We start from the raw sequence: 23,302 nt of genomic DNA, 5'->3' as shown, positions 1-23,302 counted from the left end.
TTGAGCCATGTCGGACCGTGACGACCCGGGAACCATCGGGCGAAGAGTGCAGCAGCTGCGGGCCGACCGCGGGCTGACGCAGAAGCAGCTGGCCGAGCCGGCGTACACCCCCGCGTACATCTCCACCCTGGAGGCCGGCCGGGTGCGCGCGTCCGACGACGCGCTGCGGCACATCGCCGAGCGCCTCGGCGTCGCCTTCGAGGAGCTGGCCACCGGCCGTGCCGCGCACCTCGTCACGGACCTGCGCCTGCGACTGACCGAGGCGCAGCGGATACTCGCCACCGGTGACACCGAGGCCGCGGCCGAGCAGTACACCACGCTGCTCGCGGAGGCGGAGGGCAACGGGTTCGCCGAGGAGCGGGCGGCGGCGCTGCTCGGCCTCGGCGAGTGCGGCATCGACGCCGGTGAACTCACCTCCGCACGACACCACTTCGAGCGAGCCGAGCAGGTCCTCGCGGAGGCCGGCGCTCCCCTGCCGGCCCGCGTCCCGGCGCTGCGCGGACGAGCCGTGTCGCACTACCTCACCGGTGAACTCCGCTACGCGGTCTACCTGTTGGAGTCCACTCTCGACGAGCTGAACCGGGGCGGGCTGCACGACCCCGACGCCCTGCTGCTGCTCTACGCCAGCGTGATCGGCCCGTACATGGACATGGGCGCCCACGCGCGGGCCGCCCAGGCCGCCGAGTACGCTCTCGCGCTCGCCCCGCAGGCCGGCGACCCGGCGCTGGTCGCCCGGATGCACCGGTCCGTCGCCCGCACCCTGCTCGCCGAGGGCCGGATCGCCGAGGCCGACGCCTCCCTGGCCAAGGCCGCCGAGCTGTACCGGCAGCTCCAGATCCGTACCGAGCTCGCCAACTGCCACTGGATGCGCGGCTACGTCTACGCCCAGAACGGCGACCTGGAGCGCGCCGAGGCCGAGATGCGCGAGGCGCAGACGATGCTCACCGCCAAGCGGGCCGCGCTGTACACCAGCCAGGTCGCCGTCGAGCTCGCCGACGTACTGCACCGGCGCGGCAAGTCCGGCGAGGCCGCCGCCCTGCTGCACGAGGTGCTCAGCGACCTCAGCCCCGAGCGCGGTGCCCTGCACGCGGCCGCCGCGCACCGGCTGCTCGGCATCATCGCCGAGGACTCCCGGGACACCGAGACCGCCGAGGAGCACTACGTCCGCGCCCTGAGCCTGCTGGAGCGGGCGGGAGCGGCCGGTGACCTGGCCGACCTGTGCCGTCTCCTCGGCGACCTTTTGCGCCGTACCGGCCGGGTGGAGGCGGCGCTCGACGCGTACCGCACGGGACTGGGCCACCGTACGGCGCCCGGCACGACCACCCTGGGTCCGGCGCCCGCACAGCCCCCGCTCTAGGCACAGCCCCGCCGCGGAGAAAGCCCGCCTGTCCGCGCGCCGCACCGATCGGCCTGCGCGTCCCACAGCCCCCTCTGCGGGGAACACCAGCCTGCCCACAGGCCCCACCGGTTAGCCTTCGCGGAGCTATTCGAACAGGTGGGGACGGGCACGGTGGAGAACCAGCGGACCGTGGTCGACGGGCTGCGGCTCGTCGTACGCACGCTCGTGTACGCCGTGGTCGGCGGCGTCGCCCTCATCGTCATCGCCACGGTCGCCTCGGTCCTCGGGCCGCTGCTCGCCCTCGACCTGTACACCCCGCCCGTCGCCGCCTGGTGGACCGTCTTCACGGCCATCGCGGTGCAGGGCGTGCCCTTCCTGCTGCTCGGCACGGTCGTCTCGGCGGCGATCGGGGCCTTCGTGCCGGAGAAGGTGTTCAGCCGGCTGCTGCCGCGCAACCAGGCCCTCGCGGTACCCGTCGCCGGAGCCGCCGGGGTCGTCCTGCCGGGGTGCGAGTGCGCGTCCGTGCCGGTGGCCGGGAGCCTGATGCGGCGCGGGGTGGCCCCGGCCGCCGCCCTCGCGTTCCTGCTGTCCGCTCCCGCCATCAACCCGGTCGTGCTCGTCGCCACCTCCGTCGCCTTTCCCGGGCAGCCGGAGATGGTGCTGGGGCGGCTGGTCGCCTCGCTGGCCACGGCGGTCGTGATGGGCTGGCTGTGGGCGCGGTTCGGCCGCGAGGAGTGGCTGCGTCCGCCGAAGCGGCACATCGAGCACGGCGCCCGGGGGCTGCGCGCGTTCGCCGCCGGGCTCCAGCACGACTTCCTGCACGCCGGCGGCTTCCTGGTCCTCGGGGCGGCGGCCGCGGCGACGTTCAGCATCGTGGTGCCGAGGTCCGTTCTGGACCTCTTCACCGGGTCGGTGTGGGTGTCCGTGCTGCTTCTCGCGCTGCTCGCGGTCGTGCTGTGCGTGTGCAGCGAGGCCGACGCGTTCGTCGCCGCTTCGCTGAGCGGCTTCTCGCCGACGGCGCGGCTGGCGTTCATGGTGGTCGGCCCGATGGTGGACCTGAAGCTGATCGCCCTCCAGGCGGGGACCTTCGGGCGGTCCTTCGCGGTGCGGTTCTCGTCCGTGACGTGGGTGGTGGCCGTGGTGAGCAGCGTGCTCGTGGGGTGGTGGCTGCTGTGAGGCGGTACGGGCCGGCGGTGCTGCTGCTCCTGACGGGGGCGGCGATCCTGCGGATCTCGCTGTTCGGCGAGCTGTATCTGCGGTACGTGCGGGCGGGACTACGGCCATACCTGGTCGTGTCCGGGTTTCTGCTGGTGCTGCTGGCGGTGGCCGCGGCGTTCGTCGGGCGAGCGGAACAGGAATCGCACGCCGAGCAGGGCCAGTACGCAGAGCACGACGAACACGCCGGCCGCGATCAGCAACGCGAGCACGGCGAGCACGACGAGTACGGCGACGATTGCCACGCCCACGATCAGCACGGCGGTCACCATAGCCCCCGTATCGCCTGGCTGCTCACCCTGCCCGCCCTTGCCCTTCTCCTCTTCCCGCCGCCCGCGCTCGGCTCCTACAGCGCCGAGCGGGAGGCGGCGCAGCGGGCGGCTCAGGGAGTCGGGCGCTTTCCGGCGCTGCCGAGTGGGGATCCGGTGGAGCTGACCCTCGCGGAGTTCAGCTCGCGGGCGATCTACGACAGCGGGCGGTCGCTGGCGGGACGCACGGTGCGGCTGACCGGGTTCGTCACCCGGGACGACGACGGCACCTGGTACGTCACGCGGCTCCTGGTCGCCTGCTGTGCCGCCGACGCGACGACCAGCAAGGTCGAGGTGCGGGGCGGGGAGGCTCCGCCGGTCGACTCGTGGGTCACGGTGACCGGGACGTGGCGTCCTCGGGGCGCGCTCGGGACGGATGCGGCTTGGCCGCCTGTGGTGGATGCCGGGGCGGTGCGGCGGGTCGGGGAGCCGGCCGATCCGTATGAGAAGCGGTGAGTGGCGGGGTGGGCCGGTGGTCGTCCGCGGGCCGGTGGGGGCTGATCGCGCAGTTCCCCGCGCCCCTTCCCGGCGTGGCGGGGCCGCATACCGACACAGACCCCGCACCCCATCGCGACGCGGCCGAGCCGCATACCGGCACAGACCCCGCGCCCCATCGCGACGCGGCCGGGCCGCATATCGACGCGGTCCCGCGCCTCTTCTGGGGGCGTGGGCGGGGCGTTTCGTGGTGGCCGCCAGGGGTAGTCGGGCGGGGTCGAAAGGCGGGACCAGTAGGCCGCGCTCGGGAGCGAGGAGGCAGCCGTGCGGCCCAGAGACGAGCATCGTGGTGAGCAAGGGGTCGGCGCCGCGGACGCCGTTGCCGAGGGCGTGCGTGGCGTGGGGCCGGGTGAGATACCGGGGCGGCTGTGCGACGTGGCGGTGGAACTGCTGCCCGTGAGCGGCGCGAGCGTGTCGCTGCACAGCCACGGCCTGCCCGTACAACTGGGCGCGAGCAGCGCGCAGGCGGCGTATGTGACCGAGATCCAGGCGACGTTGGGCGACGGGCCCTGCCAGTCGGCCGCCGAGAGCGGCGCCCCCGTGCTGGCCCGCGACCTGACGGCGGGGCAGGACGTGGCGCGCTGGCCCGTCTTCGCCCAGCAGGCCACCGCCGCCGGAGTGCGGGCGGTGTACTCGATGCCGCTCGGCAGCAGGACGGTGTGCGTGGGCACCCTCGACCTCTACCGCGAGTCCCCCGGTGACCTCAGCGACCGGGAGCTGCACACGGCCCGCACGGTGGCCGGGATGATGACCGTGGCGCTGATGGCGCTGCCGCACATGGACGAGGCCCGCGAGCCCGGCGACGAGCGGTGGCTGAGCGGCCTCGCCACCGACCACGACCAGGTCTACCAGGCCACCGGCATGATCATGGCCCAGCTGCGCGTCGGCACCGACGAGGCGCTGGCCCGGCTGCGGGCACACGCCTTCGCGCACGGGCGAACGGCACTGGACACGGCACGGGACGTGGTGACGCACCGGCTGCGGTTCGACGAGGAACAGGACGCGGGGGGCGAAGGAACCGCCCCCTAGGATCGTCGACCATGGAAATAGCGGGTCTCTTCTTCATCCTCATCGGCGTCCTGGCCGTCATCGGCGTCCAGAGCCGGATCGACAAGGCCGACAAGCGCGTCGCCCGGGTCGAGCGCAAACTCGACCTGGTCATCGACCACTTGGGGCTGCGCGAGCCCGTCGACCCGCGCATGGACGAGGTCGTCGCGCTGCTGCGGGGCGACAAGAAGATCCAGGCGATCAAGGTCTACCGGGAGATCACCGGCGCGGGCCTGAAGGAGGCCAAGGACGCCGTCGAGCGCATGGCCTAGACGTCCTGCCGCCCCCGCTTCTGGACCTCCTCCAGGCGCTGGGCGCCGAGTTCCACGGCCGTCCAGGTCGCGTCGGCCGGTACGTCGGCGAGGCCGCCGTTGGTGACGGTGATCGCGTCGTCGCCGACCCGGACGGCGGCGAGGTGCAGGGTGAGCGTGGGCGCCTCCTCGGAGTCGGAGACGCCGCGCAGGACGATCCGCAGACCCTGGCGGGCGTCCCCGACCTGGGGCATCTCGGCCTCGCTGACCTCCACGTCCAGCTGCCCGCCGCGCGCGGTCGCGCTGAACTGACCGCACTCGTCGGGCAGGCTGCCGAGCCACGCCAGGGTCGCGTCGACGTCCTCGGGGCGATGGGCGACGATCCGGTAGCGCAGCTGGGCCCCGTCCCATGTGTCGTCCAGGCCGGTCGAGGCGCGGGTGCGGGCGTCCGGCCCGAAGAGGTCCTCCGCGTACAGGGCGTCGAGCAGCCGCCGGCACTCCGCCGAGTCGGTGGACGCCTTCAGCATGGTGTCCCGCCAGGTGGCGAACCCCTCGGTGGCCACCCAGGCTTCACCGAGGTCGGCCTCGGTGATCAGCGCCGACCGCGCCTGCGCCTCGGTGAGCGTCGGGGCGGCCGCGGGCGCCCGGGTCGTCCTGCCGCTCGGCGCCGCGGGGGAGGCGGGTCCGGCCGAGGCCGCCCGGTCCGGCCACGAGACGGAGCACGCGGGCGCGGCCAGCAGCGCGCCTGCGGAGAGCGCCGAGACGATGACGGCACGGGCCTGGGGACGGGGCATCGCGGGCCTCCTGGGCTGGTGTCGAGGACGCGCCCAAGATCGGCACGTCTTCATAAGGCACCACCCCGGGAGGACGACCACCAGCGCGCCGAGCCGTCCGAGTGATGTTCCGGCGCCGCCAGGAGGAACGGCCGGGGCGCCGGGCATCGTCCGGCCCGCCGGGGGTTTTCGGTCTTCTCACCGGTCTCTTACGGCCCCCTTCACCCGGCTGTCGGTGCCGTGACCTAGCCTTCGATCATTCAGGCGGTACGCGTGATCCTGCCGCGGCCGCCCTCCCTTTCTTTTTTCGTTCCGGGGGGTTCGAAAAACCGTGCGCAGACGCACTCTCCCTGCCGCGACGGCACTCGCGGTCCTGTTCAGCTCGGTCGCACTGGTCGCGACCGGTGCCGGGTCGGCGGCGGCCGACTCCGATGTCTCCCTGCCCCTGAAGTCGACCGGTGACATCGTCGTCGACGGCGCCCACCAGCGGGTCTTCATCAGCGATCCGACCGCGGGCCAGGTCGTCGTCACGAACTACGCCGGCGCCGTCGTCGGCACCGTCGGCTCGCTGCCTGGTGTGCGCGGCCTGGAGCTGTCGCCCGACTCGGGCACCGTGTACGCGGCCGTCGGCGACGCCGACGCGATCGTCGCCATCGACACCGCGACCGCGACGGAGGCCCACCGCTGGTCCACCGGCACCGCCGCGCCCAAGTACGTGGCCCTCACCGGCGGCAAGGTCTGGTTCAGCTACGGCTCCGGCGGCGACGGCAACATCGGCTCGCTCGACCTGAGCGGCACCGACCCGGTCCTCGCCCTCGGCCAGGACACCGCCCGCACCTTCTACGAGGCCCCGATCCTGGACGCCTCCCCGGGCGCCCCGGGCACGCTGGTCGCGGGCGCGCCCGGCCAGAGCCCCGTCGCACTCGCCGTGTACGACGTCTCGTCGGGCACCGCGAGCCGCGGCGCGTACGCCTTCGACCCCGGCAACACCGGCGGCGGCAACCTCGCCGACCTCGCGGTCACGCCCGACGGCAAGGACGTGATCACCGCCAGCGGCGCCCCGTACTACCAGGCGGTCTACAAGCTGTCCGACCTGTCGGCGGACGGCAAGTACGTCACCAACACCTACCCGAACGCGGTGGACATCGCCCCGAACGGCGATGTCGCGGCCGGCACCTTCTCCTGGTACGACCCGGACGTGCACGTCTTCAAGCAGGGCGTGTCGACCCCGCTGAGGCAGTACGACTTCCCCAACACCGGCAACAGCAGCGGCTCCGACACCCTCGCCCCGCGCGGCCTGGCCTGGGCGCCGGACGAGAGCAGGCTGTTCGCGGTGTCGCTGAACGACAGCGACGTGTACACGCTGCGGATCCTCGACGCCCCGACCAAGACGCCCGTCACCCTCACGGCGAACGCCCCCGCGACGGCGCCGCGCGCCCAGGCGCTCACCGTCACCGGCACGTTGACGTCCTCGTCCGCGTTCCCGGCCGGCACCAAGGTCTCCGTCACCCGCACCGACGACGAGTCCCCGGCCGGCAAGGCGCTCGGCACAGCGGCCGTCGGCGCCGACGGCTCGTACTCGTTCGCGGACACCCCGCCGGCCGGCGGCAAGGTGACGTACACCGTCTCCTACGCGGGCGACGCGGACCACGCGGGCGCCACCGCCACGCACTCGGTGACGGTCGCCAAGTCGACGGCCACGGTGACGCTGAACAACAACCTCAAGGTGTACGGCTACAACAGCAGCGTCACCTTCACGGCCCACCTCGGCACCACCTACAAGAACCGCACGCTGGAGATCTGGGCCGACCCCTACGGCTCCGACAAGCCCAACGCCCTGGTCAAGAAGGGCACGGTCGACTCGCACGGCAACCTCACGGCGACCGTCCGCCTGACCCGGGACGCCAGGATCAGCGCCAGGTTCACGGGTGACACGCGGTACGCGGCGCGGACGACGACCAACACCGTCTACACCAAGGTGAGCGTCTCGTCGTCGCTGAGCGGCGCCTACAAGACGGCCACGGCCTGGAACGAGAAGTACTCCTACTTCCACCAGTCCAAGGACCCCGTCCACAACACGGCGATGACGATGTACCCGGGCCGCAAGTACCAGTTCCAGATCCAGCAGTTCTACAGCGGCGCCTGGCACACGACGGCCACGGAGTACTTCGGCCTCGACCGCTACGGCAAGGACTCCGTCCTGCTGGACGACAACCCGCCCACGGGCGTCCGCTTCCGGATCCGCTCGTCCTACATCGACACGAAGTCGGGCGACAACGTCAACGCGACGACGTACGGCGGCTGGAAGTACTTCACCTTCACCCGCTGAGCTTCACCCTCACCCGCTGACCTGAAGCTCCTTCAGGCGCTGGTGGACGTTGGCCAGGGCGCCCCTGCGGCGCCCCGGCACCCGGCTGCGCAACTCGGCGAGGGCGGCCCCCAGTTCACGCGCGAGCATCGCGTCGCGGATCTCGCCCCACTGGTGGTGGGCCCGGTCCACCGCGGCCTCCACCGCGGGCGTGTCCGGGGTCTGCCCCGCGCCGAGCCTGGCCGAGGCGACGGTCAGCCAGGTACGGCAGCTGCGCGCCGGGTCCCCCGCCAGCATCGCCAGGTCCGCGCGCACCTCGCTCCAGTGCAGGGCCTCCGGCGACGCGGGCCCGTGCGCCCGCATCGCCCCGTGCTCCTCCAGTGCGGCCAAGGCGTCGGCGTCGCCGTGCTGCCCCGACTGCACGGCGGCGGTGATCGCGGCGTGCGGGTCGACGGGGACGGGACTGTGCGCGGGGCGGGGCGGCGGACCCGGCACGGGGGTCAGCACGAGGGTCGGCGGGGCGGTGGTCGCGCGGGCCGGTTCGGGGCTCGGCAGCGGGGCCGGCGGTGCGGTGCGCACGGGGGCCTGCGCGGTGGGCACGAGGGCCTGCGCGATGGGGGCCGGGGACGGTGGGGGGCTCGGGATGTAGGCCGGCACGGGGGCCTGCGCGGGCGCCTGGGCCGTCAGCACGATGTCCGTGCCCACGCCGGCCTCCGGCGCGATACGGGCGAGGGCCTGCTGGTGCAGTTGGTCCAGGGGCGGCCGGTGTCCGCTGCGCAGGAGTGTCGCGACGGCCTTCATGTACGCGGGGCCCGCCACCGTACGGCGGTTCGGGGGCGGGGCGACACGGCCGTACACGGCACTGGTGCGCCCCGAGTCGAGGGGGTTGGCCAGCAGCCACTCCCAGGTCTCCGCATCCGCGTGCAGGTCGGCCACGAGCGAGGTCGAACCCGGTGGGCGCAGCCGCAGTTCCTCACGGAACCAGTGCCAGGGGAACCCGGTGTAGCGGACGGTCGCCGGGGTCGAGCGGGCCAGCGCGAGGTGCGGCAGGTGCTGGCGCCGGTCGAGCTGGAGCTGCCCGGCGACGAACACGGTGAGCGGCCCGGGCGCGGTCGCCGCGGCACGCAGCCGGGTGAGGACGGCCTGCGGCTCCAGCGGGTCGGCGAGCTCGACGACGTTCGCGGTGTCGGTGCCCGAGAGCACCGGGGGCGGCACCGCGGCGAGGACGGGAAGCACGGAGGCGGCGTCCACCAGACAGCCCTTGCCCGCCGGTGAGGCGGCGAGCAACAGCACGGTTCCGGGCATCGGTCCCTCCCCATCCCCCGTCGATCACTTACGGCAGCACCGTAACCGCTGCGGGTGCAAAGAAGGGTTCTCAGCCCCGCAAACGTCCATTTCCGTCCCCATTCCCCCCACCCTTCCCGGCACCTGCACCTGCACCTGCACTCCGTCGTACCGCGAACACCGTGGTGTCGTCGGCGAGATGCCCGCCGCAGTGCCGCAGCGTGCGCTCCCGCACGAAGGCCACCAGCCGCAGGGGCCGCGCGATGCCCGGGTCGGCGGCGACGGCCGCGGTGACGTCGGCGGCGAGCGGGTAGAAGGCGCCGTGGTCGTCCCGGGCCTCGGTCACGCCGTCCGTGGTCATCAGCAGGGTCTCGCCGGGACGCAGGCGGGCGTGCAGCACGGGGAGCGGCTCGGCGTGGGGGTCGAGTTCGGCCATGCCGAGGGGGAGGCCGTGGCCGGGCGGCAGATGCCGTACGCCGTCGGGGCCGACGACGAGCGGGGAGTCGTGGCCGAGAACGATCGCCTCCACGGCCTCCGGCTCGTGGTCGGGGAAGCCGATCAGCACGGCGGTGGCGAAGCGGTCGCGCTCCTCCCGGCCGAGGGCCTCCCGCATGAGGATGTGCCGCTGGAGCCGCTCCTCCATGCGCTGGGCGACCGCCGCCAGGTCCGGCTCGTGGTACCCGGCCTCCCGGAACGTGCCGAGCAGCGCGGCCGCCACCTCCACCGCGCCCAGCCCCTTGCCCTGGACGTCGCCGAGGACGACGCGGGTGCCGTGCAGGCCGATCTGGATGTCGTAGAAGTCGCCGCCGACCCTGGCCTCGCTGTCGGCGGCGAGATAGACGGCGGCGTGCTCCAGGCCGCCCCAGCCCGGCGGCAAGGGGCGCAGCACGGTGCGGCGGATGGTGGCGGCGACGTCCTGGATGTGCACCATGCGGCGCTCGCCGCGCACCCGGACCACACAGGCCGCCGTGGCGAGGACGCCGCCGAGCGCGGCGAGGACCAGGTCGGGCAGCCCGGCCTGGTACTGGTGCGGCAGGACGGCGTCCGCGGCGACGTACGTGGCGGGCGCGAGGACCGCGAAGAAGGCGGTGCCCCGCACCCCGCAGATCGCGGCGGCGATACCGGGCACCAGCACGATCCAGGACAGCACCCGGAAGTCGCTGCTGGTGTGGAAGTCGACCACCACGATGCCGACGAGCAGCACCAGCGGCGGCACCCAGGCGACGCTGCGGCCCCGCACGCGCAGCAGGTCCTGCCGGCGCGCGTCGCCCTTCAGGCCGGATGCACCGTCGCTGACGGCCCTCATGCGCCTCAGACAAGCACGACGTCAGCCCCGCCGCATCCGGGTACCCGGACCCGTGTCACCCAGGCCGGCACGCACGCCGACTTGCCGTCCGACCGCTCCCGGGTGTGCCCTTGATGGCGGGGGCGAGGAGAGAGGAGTGCTCTCATGGCTCACGCGGCACCCGCGCCCGGCGCACGGACCCCGGCGGCGCTCACCCCGCTGCCCGACGTCTTCAGCGCACGGACCCACCGCATCGCGGGCATCGTGACACCGGTGGTCCTCGGGCTCATCTACGGCTACTGGGCCGCGGCGAACCGGCGCTCCGGCGGTGAGATCACCGGCTGGAACCTGCTCTTCGGCTTCGTCACCGCGGCCGTGTTCATGATCGTCTACGTCGGTGTCCGCGCCCTGGCCCCGCACATGCGGCGCGAGCTGCACGCCATCGTGTGGGCGGCCTTCGTGGGCGCCGCCTTCGGATTCCTGTACAGCGAGGCCGGCGCGGCCATCATCAGGTCCTGTGTGATGGGGGCGGTGATCGGCGCGGTCACGTTCGTCGTGATGTTCTACCGCTACTACACGCACGAGGACGCGGCCGGTCATCGCATCCGCTGAGCAACGCACGGGTCGGCCCGGCCGCCGACAGCGCTGTCGGCGGCCGGGCCGACCCGTTTCCCCTGATCCACCCACGAACCCGGTCCTCTCCCCTGATCCATGAGACACCCGTTCGGGTGAACCCTCCACCGGAGAGCGGTGCCGTGCGGCCGTATGCGGGCGTCCGGCTGGCGGATCCACCCCGGTGACCCTTGCCTGAAGGGGTGCCCACCCGTCTCCGCAACGCCCTGTCGGCAGCGCTGATCGCCCTGTCGTGCCTGCTCGTGCCGTTCGGCGCGCTCGCGGCCTGCGTGACGTACGGGCTGGCCGACACCGGCCGCTACGTCACGGCGATGGCGCCGCTCGCCGCGGATCCGGCCGTGCAGGGCGCGGTCGCGGACTCCGTCGAGGCCGGGATCCTGGACGAGGTCGACGACCGGCTGGAGGCGTCGTCCGCGGCGCCTGAGCCCGGCGGTGTGCGGCCCTTCGTGGACGACGCGGTCCGCTCGTTCACCCGGACCGATGCCTTCCACACGGCGTGGGACGCGGGCAACAGGGCCGTCCACGACGCCGTGCTGCGGGCCCTGCGGGACGACCGCGAGCACGCGGTCACCGTCGACCTGGCCCCGATCACCGCCCAGGTCAAACGCCGGCTCACCGAGGACCACGTCCTTCTCGCCCGGCGCATCCCGGTCGAGCACACCGAGGTTCCGGTGCTCCCGGCGGACGAGGTCGCCCGGCTCAGGAAGGGGTACGACGTGCTGGAGGTCGCCGGATTCTGGCTGCCGGTCTCGGCGGCCGTCCTCGCCGCGGCCGGTATCGCCGTCGCCGCGTGCCGCCGCCGCGCGGTCACCGCGACCGCCCTGGGCACGGCGCTGGGCGGCGCGCTCCTCGCCCTCGCGGTGGCGATCGGCCGCCGGCTCACCCTGGCCGACATCGGGGAGGCGGCGCACCGCCCGGCCGCGGGAGCGATCTACGACGCCCTGACGCAGACCCTGCGCACGGTGTCCTGGCTGCTGGTCGTCCTCGGTCTGGCCGTGGCCCTGGCGTGCCGGCTCACGGAGTACCTCGCGCGACGCCGGCGAGCGTCCGCAGCGCTCGCCGCAGATCCGGCTCAGGAGCCGACGCGAGCCCGAGTCTGACGGCGTCCGGGGTGCGGTGGGGGTCGACGGCGAAGGCCGGGCCCGGCGTCACCGCGATGCCGTGCGCGGCCGCGGCGGCCGTGAAGGTGTCGGCCCGCCACGGTGCGGGCAGCTCCCACCAGGCGAAATAGGCGCGCGGGTCGGACCGTACGGCGAAGTCCCGCAGCTCCTCGGCGACCACCCGCTGTCTGCGCGCCGCGTCCGCCCGCTTCGCCGCGACCAGCCGCCGCACGGTGCCCTCCTCGATCCACCGCACGGCCGCCTCCAGCGCGAACCGGCCCGCGCTCCAGCCGCCGGACCGCACGGCCGCCGCCACCGCCTCGACGCGGGCCTCGGGGACGGCGACGAAGCCGACGGTGAGACCGGGGGCGACGCGCTTGGAGAGGCCGTCGACGACATGGGTGAGGCCGGGCGCGTGCGCGGCGAGGGGGTCGTCGTCCGTGAGGAAGGACCAGATCCGGTCCTCGACGACGGGGATGCCCAGGTCGAGCGCGGTGCGGGCGAGCAGGCGGCGGCGCTCGGGGCCGGTCGTCAGCGAGGTCGGGTTGTGCAGGGTGGGCTGGAGGTAGAGCGCGGCCAGGGGAGCGCTGCGGTGCGCGGCGGCGACGGAGTCGGGGCGCGGGCCCTCCTCGTCGGTGGCCAGCGGCACCAGGGTGATGCCGAGCCTGGCGGCGATCTCCTTGACCACGGGATACGTCAGCGCCTCGACGCCGACCCGGCCGCCCGGCCGGACCAGGGAGGCGAGGGTGGCGGCGACGGCCTGGCGGGCGTTGCCGGTGAACAGCAGCTGCTCGGGGGCGGGGCGCCAGTCGGGGGTGGCGAGCAGCGCGGCCGCCGCCCTGCGGGCCGCGGAGGTGCCGGTGGCGGGGGACGGGCGCAGTGCCTCGGTGAGGACGTCGGGGCGCTGGAGCGGCGCCAGAGCGGGGGCGAGCAGCTCGGACTGGCCGGGCGCGGAGGGGTAGTTGAGCTCCAGGTTGACCGGCGCCGCGGTCGCGGCCTCGACGAGGGCCCGGCCGGTGCCCTCGGGGGCGGCCCGTACGAAGGTGCCGCGGCCGACCTCACCGACGACCAGTCCGCGCCGTACCAGTTCGGCGTAGACCCGCCCGGCCGTCGACCCGGCGATCCCCCGCCGGCGCGCGAACACCCGCTGCGGGGGCAGCCGCTGGCCGGGCCTCAGCCGTCCGGCGGTGATGTCGTCGGCCATGCGGTCGGCGATGCGCCGGTAGTCGTTCACGTGCCCTCCCCTGACATTGCACCGAGGGCAAAGATCTTATTGCACCGAGGAGTTGAGGCGATCTAGGGTCGTTCACATGACCCCTTTCCTCGCGTACGAGGACAAAGGCGCCGATAGTTCGTCGGTTCCCCTCGTCCTCGTCCACGGCCATCCCTTCGACCGCACGATGTGGGCCCCGCAGATCGGGACGTTCTCCGCCGCCCGCCGGGTCGTCGCCCCCGACCTGCGCGGCTACGGCGCCTCCCCCGTCGTCCCCGGCATCACCCCGCTGTCCGTCTTCGCCGCGGACATCGAGGCCCTGCTGGACGACCTGGGGGTGGACACCTTCGTCCTCGGCGGTCTGTCGATGGGCGGCCAGATCGTCATGGAGTGCTACGCCCGCTTCCCCGACCGCATCCGGGGGCTGGTCCTCGCCGACACCTTCCCCGCGGCCGAGACCGAGGACGGCAGGCGGGCCCGCGCCGCCATGGCGGACCGGCTGCTGCGCGAGGGCATGCGCAGATACGCCGACGAGGTGCTGGAGCTGATGGTCGCGCCGTACGCGTCGGCCGAGGTCAAGGCCCACGTCCACGGCATGATGACGGCGACCCCGCCCGAGGGCGCCGCGGCGGCCCTGCGCGGCCGTGCCGAACGCCCCGACTACCGCGAACTGCTCACCCGGGTCACCGTCCCCGCGCTGGTCGTCGTGGGCGCCGACGACACCTACACGCCGGTGCCGGACGCCGAGGCCATGCACGCGGCGCTCCCGCACTCGACGCTCCGGGTGATCGAGGGCGCGGCCCACATGCCGAACCTGGAGCGGCCCGAGGAGTTCGACGAGGCGCTGGCCGCGTTCCTGGAGCACGTCGACGGCTCATCGCAACCTTCGCCCCACGGGCCCCGTCTTTGAGGGAGGATTCGGGCATCGCACCCACGAGCGGAAGGCCGGGACTTGGACACTGCGGCTGCCGAGTGGACGGCACGACCGGACGGCATGCCCGCACAGCGCGGCGGCCGGCGCTTCGGCGCCTGGGTGGCCGGCCTGATGTTCCTGCTCGTCAGCATGGTCGTCGGCTGCCGGATCGCCGACACCGACGGCATCACCCCCGTCCCGCAGCTCCTGGCGTTCCTGCCGTGGCTGCTCGCACCCGCCGGCTTCGGGCTGCTGCTCGCCGTGCTGGCCCGCTGGTGGTTCGGCGTCGTGTGGGCACTCGCGCTGCTCGGCGCGCTGGCCTGGTTCATCGAGCCGTACGGCAGGACGACCCAGCCGGCCGGGCCCCCGGTCGCCTCCTTCCGGGTGCTGACCTCGAACGTCGAGTTCGGGCAGGCCGCCGACGCCCTCGCCGCCGCGGTCCGCCGCGCGAAGCCGGACATCGTGTTCGTCCAGGAGTGCGACGCCGGCTGCGACGGCACCCTCAGGAAGGAACTGGGCGGCGACTATCCGCACCGGGCCGCGACCGTGCTGGCCGGCTCGAAGGGCTCCCTCGTCCTCAGCCGCTTCCCCCTCGACGCCGCCGACGACGTCCCCGGCACGATGGCCATGCCCGGCGCCGTCGCCGACGTGCGCGGGAACGCCGTACGGCTCCAGCTCGCCCATCCCATGCCGCCGCTGCCCGGCCGGACCGACGTGTGGCGGCGGGAGCTCGGCGAGCTGCGGGACTTCGCCGCCGAGGACCAACGCACACCCCTCGTCCTCGCCGGGGACTTCAACGCCTCCCAGGACCACGCCGCCTTCCGCCGCATCCTGGACACCGGCATGCAGGACGCCGCCCGGCTCGACGGCCACGACCGCACGCCCAGCTGGCCGGCCCGCACGACACCGACGTTCGGTGTGCAGATCGACCATGTGCTGCTCTCCGAGGACCTCTCCGCGAGCGCCGTCCGCTTCCTGGACCTGGCCGGCACCGACCATCGCGCCCTTGTCGCCGACCTCACGCTCCACCAGCGACGATGAGCTGAACACGGGTGCCCATAATGGGCCGCATGCCCCGCGAGCTCCCCATCGGCCTCACACCCCCCGACTGGCTCGTGCGGAACCTGCGGGCCCAGCCCGCCCCCGTGAACTGGCCCGCCGTCGTCCGGGCGGCCGTCGCGATCGCCCTGCCGCTGGCCATCGGCCTCGCCGTCGACCGCCCCTTCTACGGCGCCCTCGCCTCCATGGGCGCCCTCAACGGCGTCATCAGCGACACCGCGGCCGCCTACCGCGTCCGGATCCCCACGATCGCCATCCCGCAGCTCTTCGGCGCCGTCGGCGTCACCGTCGGCGCCCTGGTGTACGGGCGCGGCTGGGTCGCCGTCGCCGCCGTCACCGGGGTGGCGCTGGTCTCCGGGATGATCTCGACCATCGGCGCGGTCGCCTCCGCGTCGGGCCTGGTGCTGCTGCTGACCTGCGTGGTCGGCGCGGGGCTGCCGATGCCGGGCGAGTGGTGGCTGGCGCCGCTGCTGATGTCCGGCGGCGGACTGCTCGTCCTGCTCCTCGCGCTGCTCGCCTGGCCGCTGAGATCGGGGGTGCCGGAACGGGCCGCGGTCGCCGACACCTACCGCAAGGTCGCCGCGCTCCTGACGGCCGTCGACGGTGACACCCAGGACTACGACGACGCCCGGCACGCCGTCACCCAGTCCCTGAACCAGTCGTACGACATCGTCCTCGCCCACCGTGCCCGCCACCACGGCCGCAGCCCCGAACTCGCCCGGCTGCTCGCCCAGTTGAACGCCATCACGCCGGTCGTGGAGGCCGCCCCCGCCGCCCGCCTCAGCGGCATCCGGCTGCCGCCCGAGATCCCGGAGGCGGTACGGCATCTCGCCTCCGCCGTCGAGACCGGGTACACGGGCCCGACAGGGCTGAAGACGCCCGTCCCGGCCACCGAGACCGCCCGCGCCGTCGAACACGCCCTGCGGCACGCCGCCGAGGTCGTCGCCAACCCCGACGTCGACCCCCGCGGCATCGACGACCGCCTCGGCCGGCCCGCCGCGCTGAGCATCCGGGCCGCGCGCGCCGCCCGCAACGTCGCGCTGTCCGCCGCGTCCTGGCGCTACGGCCTGCGCCTGGCCCTGTGCATCGGCATCGCCCAGGTACTGGTGTCGATCATCGCCGTGCCCCGCTCCTACTGGGTCGCCCTGACCATCACCTTCGTCCTCAAGCCCGACTTCGGCTCCGTCTTCTCCCGGGCGCTGCTACGGGCCCTCGGCACGGTCGCCGGGCTGGTGATCGCGGCTGCGGTGCTCGCGGAGGTGCCGCGGGGGTGGTGGGACGTACCGGTGCTGCTGATCCTCGCGCCGCTGATCCCGGCGCTCACGCCACGCGGGTACGGCTATCAGACGGCCGCCATCACGCCGGTGATCCTGCTGCTGTCCGACGTCCTGAACCGCCAGGGCACGGGGCTGCTGCTGCCCCGCCTGGTGGACTCCCTGATCGGGTGCGCGATCGCCCTGGTCGCCGGGTACCTGCTGTGGCCGGAGAGCTGGCACACCCGCGTCGGCGACCGGCTCGCGGGCGCGGTGGAGGACACGGCGCGCTATGTGGAGGCCGCGTTCGGGCCGGGCGCCGTCGACCCGGCGGCCCGCGCCCGGATGCGCCGCGGCCTCTACCGCGACCTCTCCGCCATCCGCACGGAGTTCCAGCGCGCCCTGACCGAACCACCGCCCACCGGACGCCGGGCGGCCGCGTGGTGGCCCCTGGTCGTGGCGGTGGAACGGATCGTGGACGCGACCACGGCGGCACGGGTCCGGGTCCGGCACGGAGCCGCCCCGCCGTCCACCGCCGAGGTCACCCAGGTGGCCCGCCAGCTGCGGGAGCTGGCAGAGGGCGTACGGGAGGCCGAGACCCTCTACGAGGTCCGCACGGACCTCACGGGCCCGGCGGGAAGCGTCCTGGAACCCTTGCGCCAAGAGGTGGCGGCGGCCCGCGCAATCACGTCCCCGCGCTGAATCCGACCTCTTCTTGGGGGCGCGGGGAACTGCGCGACCGGCCACACACGGCCCGCGGCCGCCCACGAACAGAAGCCCCCGGGCTGTTGGGCGTACCCAAAGGCCGGCGCGGCCGCCCCGTGCAGGAGGGCGACCGCGCCATGTGGGGGGTGGGTCTGGTCTTACTAGCGGTTGGCCTTGTGCAGGGCCTTGTCCATCGCGGCGGCGAACCCGTTGGCCCACAGCTGCTCGACCTTGGCCCGCTCGTTGGCGTCCGGCTGCGAGTTGGTGCAGGACGGGCCGGGGCCGCCGCCCGACATCAGCTCGGTGCACGGACCCTCGTAGTGGTCCGGCAGGCCGAGCACGTGCCCCGTCTCGTGCGCCGTGACGCGGGTGGAGTCGTACTCCTGGTTCTGCTGGTAGTCCAGGAAGATGTAGCCGTTGCCGTGACCGTCGGTCGAGGCGTACGAGCCGCGCGGGTCGTTGCCCTCGCGGTACGTGAAGTCGGCGTTCGAGCCCTCCTGGAGCTTGACGTTGGACACCGAGCCGTTCCAGATCTGGGTGCTGCGGGCTATCTGCGCGCTGAACTGGGGCGCCCCGGACGCGTCGTAGGTGACGGTGACGGCCGCGGCGCCCGGGTTCGCGGCACGCTTCTCGGCGACCGACTTCAGGACGGCCTGGAAGAAGGCCCTACTGGCGTCGGAGTCCGAGGACTTGGACTTGGCGACGTAGCCGGCGTGGTCGGGAGCGGCCGAGGCCGGAGCGACCGTGCCGAGGCCGAGAGCCGCTACGCCGAGACCGACCGCGACCGCCGAACGGGCGGACAGGGAAAAGGACATACGCATCGATGACTCCTAGGTGGGGGGTGAGTCGTCAAGGCGAGTGTCTGCTCCTGTGTGGCCGCTGTGATGATGGCAATCGCTGATAGCACTGCCCTATCGGGGCCCCAATTAGCAAGGATCGGAGGGGGTTTGTGCGGCTGGTGAAAGCTTTGATTCCGTTTTAATGTCCCAGGGCATGGAGCTCGAGGTGAGACACCTCCGCGCGCTGTGCGCCATAGCCGACACCGGCAGTCTGCACCGGGCGGCCCGCCAGCTCGGCGTCGCCCAGCCGTCGCTCAGCACACAACTGCGCCGCATCGAGCAGGAGCTGGGCGGAACGCTGTTCCTGCGCGCGAGGACCGGCTGCCGCCCCACGCCGCTCGGCCGGCTGGTGCTCAGCCGCGCACGCCCGCTGGTGGCCGATATGCGTGCCCTCGTCTCCGAGGCACGGGCGGCCGCGGCCGGCGGCCCGGAGCTGCGCGTCGGCTCCACCGCGAGCAAGGCCCTGGCGGGCTGGCTGCGCCGGCTGCGCGGGCAGGGCCAGGACCCGACGCTCCACATGAACGTCTCCCCGAACGCCCTGCTGCGCATGGTCGCCGAGGGCCAGCTGGACGTCGCCTTCGTGCACGAGGTCGAGGGCTCGCCGCTGCGCATCCCGCCGGAGCTGCGGCTACGCGTGTTGATGGAGCGCGAACCGCAGTTCGTGTCACTGCCGACCGACCATCCGGCCACCGCGAAGTCCGAGGTCAGCCTGCGTGACCTGGCCGACGACCGCTGGATGGTCGACCCGACGGTCGACGGGGAGTGGGACGCCGTGCAGCGGATGTTCCGGGCGGCCGGCGTCAACCCGCACGTCCTGCACGGCGACTACTACACGGCCGACTCCCTGGTCGCCACCGGCGAGGTCGTCGCCGTCTGCCAGCCGACCCACGCCGACAGCCCCACGATGGCGGTACGACGCCTGCACGGCGACCCGCTCGGCGTACGCCTCCTCCTCGCGGCCCGCACGGAGACGGACCTCGACGGGGTGTATCCGGCGCTGGAGGAGGCGTACTGGGAGGCGGCGCGGCAGGCGCCCGCGTACCGGGAGTGGCTGGAACACGACGACGAACCGCAGCCGCCTGTCCCAGCACTCCCGTAGGACGTAATGCCACCGGCTCAGACGCCGATGTCGCAGCCGTCCTTGCGCCAGACGGCCACGACGGCCGGCCGGTTGATCTTTCCGGCACCGTCGGGCCAGGCGCTCAGCGGCTTCTCGGCCGTCGCGCCGTCGATCTCGCCCGGGTGCTGCACGGCGACGAGCACGCGGCGGTCCTGGATGACCGGGCCGCAGGTCTCGGCACCGTTCGGCATCGTCAGGAACTGCTTCAGCTCACCGCGGCGGTCACCGCGGGTGGCGACGCCGAAGAGGCCGTCGTGGTTGCCGAGGGCGTTGCCGTCGGTGGAGATCCACAGGTTGCCGTGGGAGTCGAAGGCGACGTTGTCCGGGCAGGAGATCGGGGAGACGTCGTCCTTCGGGAACCCGGCGAAGTAGGTGGCCGGGTCGCTCGGGTCGCCCGCGACCAGGAACAGCGTCCAGGCGAACTTCTTGCTGTCGGCGCGGTTCCAGCGCTCGGTCAGCTCCAGGATCTGGCCGTGCTTGTTGGCGTTGCGCGGGTTGGCCTCGTCGGCCTTCGCGTTCGAGCCGACACCGCGGTTGGAGTTGTTGGTGAGGGCGACGTACACCTTGCCGGTGTGCGGGTTGGGCTCGATGTCCTCGGGCCGGTCCATCTTCGTCGCGCCGACCTTGTCGCCGGCGAGGCGCGTGAAGACGAAGACCTCCTCGGCGCTCATGCCCTCGACGTGCGAGACGGCACCCTTGGCGGTCGCCGTGGCCAGCGGGATCCACTCGCCGCTGCCGTCGAACTCACCGTCGGCGGGAAGCTTGCCCGTGCCGTCGATCTCGATGGCCGGGGAGTCACCGGTGAGCTTGGCGACGTAGAGGGTGCCCTCGTCGAGCAGCGAGAGATTGTGCTCCCGCACCGCGCGGGACGACCCCTTCTTCATCCGCTTGCTGCCGATGAACTTGTAGAAGTAGTCGAAGCGCTCGTCGTCACCGGAGTAGACGACGGGGCGGCCGTCGTCGGTGAGCCGCACGGTGGCGCCCTCGTGCTTGAAGCGGCCGAGCGCGGTGCGCTTGCGGGGCTTGGCGGTGGGGTCGTACGGGTCGAGCTCGACGACGAACCCGAACCGGTGCGGCTCGTTGGGCTCCTGGGCCACGTCGAAGCGCTTGTCGAACCGCTCCCACTTGCGCTCGGTGGCACCCGTCCCGAGCCCGTACCGCTTGTCGGTGGCCCGGGTGGCGTTGGCGAAGTACTGGTTGAAGTTCTCCTCGCCGTGCAGCGTGGTGCCCCACGGGGTGACACCGCCGGAGCAGTTGTTGAGCGTGCCGAGGACCTTGGTACCGGTCGGGTCGGCGGAGGTCTTCAGCAGGTCGGAGCCGGCGGCCGGGCCGGTGACCTTGAACTCGCTGGTGGCGGTCACACGGCGGTTGAGCGGGTGCCGGGGGACGGGCGTGAGCTTCCCGGACCGCCGGTCGCCCTCGACGACGACGGCGGTGAGGCCGTGGGCCGCCCAGGCGACCTCGACCTGCTGCTTCGTCGGATTGGCGGCGTCGTAGCCACGGAACATGAGCACTTCGTCGGTGTACTCGTGGTTGGCGACGAGAATCTGCCGATTCCGCTCGCCCGGCAGCGGCAGGAGAGCGAGGAAGTCGTTGTTGTAGCCGAACTGCTTCGACTGCGACTCGGCGGTCTGGTTCTCCGGGTCGAAGGCGGGCGCGCCGCGCAGGATGGGCTCGCCCCAGCGGATGACGACGTTCTGCGCGTAGCCGTCCGGGACGGTCACGGTGTCGGCGGTGTTCGGCGCGACGGGCTCGAAGCGCAGACCGCGCGCGCCGCGGGAGGCGTGGCGGGTGCTGGTCGCGGCGGTGGCGGCGGCCGACTCGGCGGCGCTCGCCTTCGGGGCGGCGACGGTGGCGGAGGCGCCGACCGCGGTGGCCGCGGTGACGACGGCCGCGGCGCGCATCACGGTACGGCGGCTGAGGGCGTCGGCGATGACATCACCGACATATGGGTTGGTAGTGGTGTTCGGCACCTCGTGGAAACAGGCGTCTCCACACCGGAAACGGCAGGTCAGGGCTGCTCTGCCACCATGATGCGAGTCGTTGTTGACGCTGACGATCGGCAACTGAATACGCATGGCTCTTGGTACTCCCCTTGCTTCCCCTTGAATGCAGCGTGGGGGACGGTAGAAGCACGTTTGTGCGGGAGCGGGGCGTTTGAATGAACGAAGGGTGAACCAGGGGTGGATGTACGGCAGTTGATACGCCGCCGTTGATCGACCCGAAGGGCCCCTTGACTCCTGAGGACCTCAGGTGTCCGCCCCTCCCCAAGATCGCCATCCGGGGCCGCTAACCTTACGTGTCCGTCCTGGCCAGGGATCTACGGGCATCAACTCACGCGAAGGGTTGCGCACATGGGCATTCTCACTCTCCTGCGGAACGCATTCGGCCGGTCACGCAAGGCGCGTACCGCCGAAGCAGAGGGTGCGACGACGCCTTCGCCGGAAGCCCGGCCGACGGTCCCGTCCCCGTCCCCGGAACCTCAGCCGGCCCCGTCCGCCCAGGTCCCGGAACCCCGAAGCGCGGACCGCCCGGCCCCGGAGGCAACGAAGCCGACCGAGCAGACGGCCAAGCCGACCAACCAGGACATCCAGGACATCCAGGACGAAGAACACGACCTGGTCTCGGCAGCCTTCGACAACGTAACGGTCCCGAAGCCGGCGGACCCGGTGGAGCCGACGGTTGCGGAGACAGCGCCGGCCGCCGAGAAGCCGCAGGCTGCCGAGACGGCGCCGGTCGCGGAAGAGCCGGCGGCGGTCGAGGAGCCGGTGGTCGCCGAGGAGCCGGTGGCGGCCGAGGAGGCTGTCGCGGAGACGCCGGCGGCCGAGGAGCCGGCTGCGGTGGAACCGGTCGCCGAAGAGGCTCCGGCTGCCGAGGAGCCCGTCACGGAGGCGCCGGTCGCTGAGGAGACGGCGGCCGAGGAGCCGGTCGCTGAGCCCCCCGTCGCCGAAGAGACCGCCGTCGAGGAGACCCCCGCCGCAGAGCCGGCCGTGGAGGAGCCGGTGGCTGAAGAGCCTGCGGCTGTCGCGGAGCCCGAGCCCGTCGCCGAGGTCGAGCCGGAGACGGCCCCCGAGCCCGAGGCGTCCGCCGAGGTCACGCCCGACGCCGAGCCGGAGCCCGTCGCGGAGCCCGAGGCCGCTCCGGCCGAGGCGGTCGAAGACGACGGAGCCGCGGTCGCCGACGGTGAGGACGCCGCACAGGGGCCACTCGCGGCCGACGACGAGAGCCGCACGGGCGGTGCGGGTGGGAACGACCAGGCCGAAGGCGAAGCCGAGGCCGTCGCGGCTCCCGAACCCGCGGTCGCCGACGGTGAGGACGCCGCACAGGGGCCACTCGCGGCCGACGACGAGAGCCGCACGGGCGGTGTGGGTGGGAACGACCAGGCCGAAGGCGAAGCCGAGGCCACGGCCACCCCACCCGCCGTCGCCCTCGCAAAGGCCGGCCTCACCACCGCCCGCGCCAAGGTCTACCTCGTCCTCGACCGCTCCGCGAGCATGCGCCCGTACTACAAGGACGGCTCCGCCCAGGCCCTCGCCGACCAGACCCTCGCCCTCGCCGAGCACCTGGACCCCGACGCCCCCGACACCTCCGTGCACGTCGTCTTCTTCTCCACCGAGGTCGACGGCACCACCGACCTCACCCCCACCTCCTCCGAGACCGCGATCGACGACGCGCACGCCGGCCTCGGCCGCATGGGCCGCACCAGCTACCACGCCGCCGTGGAAGCCGTGCTCGCCCACTACGACAAGAACGCCACCCCCGGCGCCCCCGCCCTCGTCGTCTTCCAGACCGACGGCGCCCCCGACGCCAAGACCCCGGCCACCCACGCCCTCACCGAAGCCGCGAAGAGCCACCCCTCGGTGTTCTTCTCCTTCATCGCGTTCGGCGACCACGACAACAAGGCGTTCGACTACCTCCGCAAGCTGAAGACCGACAACACGGCCTTCTTCCACGCGGGCCCGACCCCCCTGGAGCTCACGGACGCGGAGCTCTACGACGGCGTACTGATCGACTGGCGCCCGTAGCCCTCGTAGATCACCCACCGAAGATCCCCGGGCCGCCCCTTCCACCCCTCAAAACGGGAAGCGGGCGGCCCACCCATGTCGGCTACGATTTCAAGGTTCGCAAAGAACCAAGAACCCGAAATCCGACCTGGGAGCAG

General features: G+C 73.1%; 19 protein-coding genes. 13 read left to right on the top strand and 6 right to left on the bottom strand.

Annotated features, from left to right (window positions below):
• Positions 1 to 7: 7 nt before the first annotated feature.
• The 5 genes from PGH47_RS22065 (at position 8) to PGH47_RS22045 (ending at position 4,676) form a co-directional block, all read left to right on the top strand.
• Positions 8 to 1,357, top strand: a complete 1,350-nt coding sequence (locus tag PGH47_RS22065) for a helix-turn-helix domain-containing protein (RefSeq protein WP_271664865.1) — start codon at positions 8 to 10, stop codon at positions 1,355 to 1,357.
• Positions 1,358 to 1,495: 138 nt separating this feature from the next.
• A complete protein-coding gene (locus PGH47_RS22060; RefSeq protein ID WP_271664864.1) occupies positions 1,496 to 2,515 on the top strand; it encodes a permease in 1,020 nt (339 codons plus the stop codon).
• A complete protein-coding gene (locus PGH47_RS22055; protein ID WP_271664863.1) occupies positions 2,512 to 3,318 on the top strand; it encodes a TIGR03943 family putative permease subunit in 807 nt (268 codons plus the stop codon). Before PGH47_RS22060 ends, PGH47_RS22055 begins: the two co-directional genes overlap by 4 nt.
• Positions 3,319 to 3,621: 303 nt before the next feature.
• On the top strand, positions 3,622 to 4,386 hold the full coding sequence (locus tag PGH47_RS22050) for a GAF and ANTAR domain-containing protein (RefSeq protein ID WP_271664862.1): 765 nt from the start codon (positions 3,622 to 3,624) through the stop codon (positions 4,384 to 4,386).
• 11 nt (positions 4,387 to 4,397) lie between these two features.
• Positions 4,398 to 4,676 (top strand): ribosomal protein L7/L12, encoded by a 279-nt coding sequence (locus PGH47_RS22045; RefSeq protein ID WP_107904882.1) that lies wholly within the window; start codon positions 4,398 to 4,400, stop codon positions 4,674 to 4,676.
• On the opposite strand, the gene PGH47_RS22040 is transcribed toward PGH47_RS22045, so the two are convergent.
• Entirely contained in the window at positions 4,673 to 5,449 is a 777-nt protein-coding gene (locus tag PGH47_RS22040) for a hypothetical protein (RefSeq protein WP_271664861.1), read from the bottom strand. The genes PGH47_RS22045 and PGH47_RS22040 overlap by 4 nt on opposite strands.
• Before the next feature lie 310 nt (positions 5,450 to 5,759).
• Between PGH47_RS22040 and PGH47_RS22035 the strand changes: the two genes are divergently transcribed.
• Complete coding sequence (locus PGH47_RS22035) at positions 5,760 to 7,757, top strand: Ig-like domain-containing protein (RefSeq protein ID WP_271664860.1); 1,998 nt, start codon at positions 5,760 to 5,762, stop codon at positions 7,755 to 7,757.
• 9 nt (positions 7,758 to 7,766) lie between these two features.
• On the opposite strand, the gene PGH47_RS22030 is transcribed toward PGH47_RS22035, so the two are convergent.
• Positions 7,767 to 9,041 (bottom strand): hypothetical protein, encoded by a 1,275-nt coding sequence (locus PGH47_RS22030; RefSeq protein WP_271664859.1) that lies wholly within the window; start codon positions 9,039 to 9,041, stop codon positions 7,767 to 7,769.
• A gap of 70 nt (positions 9,042 to 9,111) precedes the next feature.
• The gene (locus tag PGH47_RS22025; protein WP_271664858.1) at positions 9,112 to 10,326 is read right to left on the bottom strand and encodes a PP2C family protein-serine/threonine phosphatase; all 1,215 of its coding nucleotides are present in this window, start codon (positions 10,324 to 10,326) and stop codon (positions 9,112 to 9,114) included.
• 144 nt (positions 10,327 to 10,470) lie between these two features.
• On the opposite strand from PGH47_RS22025, the gene PGH47_RS22020 reads away from it, so the two are divergent.
• Together PGH47_RS22020 and PGH47_RS22015 are read left to right on the top strand one after the other, a co-directional pair.
• Positions 10,471 to 10,917: a hypothetical protein gene (locus PGH47_RS22020; protein ID WP_271664857.1), complete on the top strand. Its 447-nt coding sequence runs from the start codon at positions 10,471 to 10,473 to the stop codon at positions 10,915 to 10,917.
• A 203-nt stretch (positions 10,918 to 11,120) separates the two neighbouring features.
• Positions 11,121 to 12,038, top strand: a complete 918-nt coding sequence (locus tag PGH47_RS22015; RefSeq protein ID WP_271664856.1) for a hypothetical protein — start codon at positions 11,121 to 11,123, stop codon at positions 12,036 to 12,038.
• Here PGH47_RS22015 and PGH47_RS22010 read toward each other — a convergent pair.
• A complete protein-coding gene (locus PGH47_RS22010) occupies positions 11,953 to 13,272 on the bottom strand; it encodes an aminotransferase-like domain-containing protein (RefSeq protein ID WP_271664855.1) in 1,320 nt (439 codons plus the stop codon). The two genes, PGH47_RS22015 and PGH47_RS22010, sit on opposite strands and share 86 nt — an antisense overlap.
• Before the next feature lie 76 nt (positions 13,273 to 13,348).
• Here PGH47_RS22010 and PGH47_RS22005 point away from each other — a divergent pair, with 76 nt between their 5' ends.
• The 3 genes from PGH47_RS22005 to PGH47_RS21995 are packed head-to-tail and all read left to right on the top strand — an operon-like array spanning position 13,349 to position 17,178.
• Positions 13,349 to 14,161, top strand: coding sequence for an alpha/beta fold hydrolase (locus PGH47_RS22005; RefSeq protein ID WP_271664854.1), 813 nt, complete (start codon positions 13,349 to 13,351; stop codon positions 14,159 to 14,161).
• Positions 14,162 to 14,203: 42 nt separating this feature from the next.
• On the top strand, positions 14,204 to 15,205 hold the full coding sequence (locus PGH47_RS22000) for an endonuclease/exonuclease/phosphatase family protein (RefSeq protein ID WP_271664853.1): 1,002 nt from the start codon (positions 14,204 to 14,206) through the stop codon (positions 15,203 to 15,205).
• A 29-nt stretch (positions 15,206 to 15,234) separates the two neighbouring features.
• Positions 15,235 to 17,178, top strand: a complete 1,944-nt coding sequence (locus PGH47_RS21995; protein ID WP_271664852.1) for an FUSC family protein — start codon at positions 15,235 to 15,237, stop codon at positions 17,176 to 17,178.
• A gap of 164 nt (positions 17,179 to 17,342) precedes the next feature.
• On the opposite strand, the gene snpA is transcribed toward PGH47_RS21995, so the two are convergent.
• A complete protein-coding gene (gene snpA, locus PGH47_RS21990) occupies positions 17,343 to 17,996 on the bottom strand; it encodes a snapalysin (protein ID WP_376051113.1) in 654 nt (217 codons plus the stop codon).
• 178 nt (positions 17,997 to 18,174) lie between these two features.
• Here snpA and PGH47_RS21985 point away from each other — a divergent pair, with 178 nt between their 5' ends.
• Positions 18,175 to 19,119, top strand: a complete 945-nt coding sequence (locus PGH47_RS21985) for a LysR family transcriptional regulator (RefSeq protein WP_271664850.1) — start codon at positions 18,175 to 18,177, stop codon at positions 19,117 to 19,119.
• Positions 19,120 to 19,136: 17 nt separating this feature from the next.
• On the opposite strand, the gene PGH47_RS21980 is transcribed toward PGH47_RS21985, so the two are convergent.
• Complete coding sequence (locus PGH47_RS21980; RefSeq protein ID WP_271664849.1) at positions 19,137 to 21,218, bottom strand: PhoX family protein; 2,082 nt, start codon at positions 21,216 to 21,218, stop codon at positions 19,137 to 19,139.
• 276 nt (positions 21,219 to 21,494) lie between these two features.
• Between PGH47_RS21980 and PGH47_RS21975 the strand changes: the two genes are divergently transcribed.
• Positions 21,495 to 23,165, top strand: a complete 1,671-nt coding sequence (locus PGH47_RS21975) for a VWA domain-containing protein (protein WP_271664848.1) — start codon at positions 21,495 to 21,497, stop codon at positions 23,163 to 23,165.
• Positions 23,166 to 23,302: the final 137 nt, after the last annotated feature.

This window comes from Streptomyces sp. HUAS 31 (genome assembly GCF_028198125.1).
Classification (GTDB): domain Bacteria; phylum Actinomycetota; class Actinomycetes; order Streptomycetales; family Streptomycetaceae; genus Streptomyces; species Streptomyces chartreusis.
This window is presented reverse-complemented; position numbering and strand designations above follow the sequence as displayed.